The sequence below is a fragment of the Herbiconiux daphne genome, from assembly GCF_024979295.1.
Classification (GTDB): Bacteria; Actinomycetota; Actinomycetes; order Actinomycetales; family Microbacteriaceae; genus Herbiconiux; species Herbiconiux daphnes.
In genome coordinates, this window is record NZ_JANLCJ010000092.1 from 1 (window position 1) to 1,448 (window position 1,448).

Below are 1,448 nucleotides of genomic sequence, written 5' to 3' on the forward strand. Positions count from 1 at the left end.
TTCTTCAAACGGAACATACATTACTTCAACACCTTCTTTGGTTTTGTAGTAAGTTACGCGTCCGCTATATGTTTCTTGGCCTTCTGGGGTTTCTTTCTCGTCTGGTAGTTGAGCTACTTTCTCTTCTGTTCCATCTTCATTGATTTTAGTAGATTTAGTTTCATCAACTTCCAGTTCGGCTAATTCACCCTGAATTCCAGCCAAATAAGCATCAAATTCGTCTTTTGTAAGGTCTTCAAACTCTTCTACTACAACTTCTTTCTTTTTGTTCCAATAGTGTTTGATAAAACCATTACGTGTTACAAGAGCATCTTTGAAGCAGTCATGCAGTGCTCGATAACCATCGTTCTCATGCAGCAGGATCTTATTGACCATCTTAGTTGCTGCCAGAGCTGCTAGGCTATCAGAGGTATCTTGTGGTGCAAACTTAACAACTTCTTCACCAGAGGTAAAGGTTGAAGTCAGTTCTGCCAAAACGCCATCTACAGTGTTCATTACAACAGGCATAACCTGTTTTGAAGAACCTTCTACGATTGGTTTAGGCAGAAGCTGATGATAATAGTCCCATGCTGTACGAGCACGTGCACCAATCTCACCTTCATGATACCCAATTGCATGCCACTGATAGAAATCAACTTGACGCTGAAACTCTATCAGTTTATCTTCATCGTGCTCGACTGTTCCTGTAATCTCGCCCTTAGCACGGGCCAGAATGTCAGTCAAAGCTTTCATCATTACTCCTTAATAATAGGAATTCCATTGATCCTTGTAGGCGGTATTAAAGCCCATTTCGGATTCACCTTGCGATATACCACGAGTTGCTACAGAAAGTGCTGAATATCGTGCAGCATCCATAACGTCATCGTACTCTTTATGAATTTTCCCATCCTTGCGATGGTAACGACGCATCTCCTCAAAGAAGCGTCCACACGTTGCAAAGACTTTTAAACGACCAGTCTTCATACGCTGGAGCATATCCATAATCCCGGGTTCAACGAAATTATGTTTTTTACCATCCCAAGTGATTGGGTTATAGAACGTTTCAGGCATCACATTGACACCCGCCTCTCTGTAGTATTGGGCCACGGATTTACCCGACCCTTTCTCTGTGTTATCCGCATCGTGTGGAAGGATCACTGGAATCCAATTCCCACGTGCATTTATAGCTGTACCGTGCTGAGACGGAACACCACCTTTCTCACAGTAAACGTCATAGACATAAACAGTGTCTGTAGCTGCATCATATGCAGTCCATACAGCGGCAGTGGGGTGATTAATACCAACGTCGATTGCACAACATCTGCGCCAATGTTGAGGAATTTCGATAGGTGGTACTGTAATCGCTGTTTCGGGGATGTCATAAATTAGACCTTCACCCATCATCGGTATACCACGAGAACGCATTTCATGTTGCCAACTAGGAATAGAAGCCAACAGTTCTTTTTTCG

General features: G+C 43.0%; 2 protein-coding genes. Both read right to left on the reverse strand.

The annotated features are described in order from the left end of the window. The coding region (locus N1032_RS23180; protein WP_259542700.1) for a portal protein at window positions 1-735 on the reverse strand (735 nt) is incomplete at its 3' end. Window positions 736-741: 6 nt separating this feature from the next. After that, window positions 742-1,448: phage terminase large subunit family protein (locus N1032_RS23185; RefSeq protein ID WP_259542705.1), on the reverse strand; the 707-nt coding region annotated here is incomplete at its 5' end.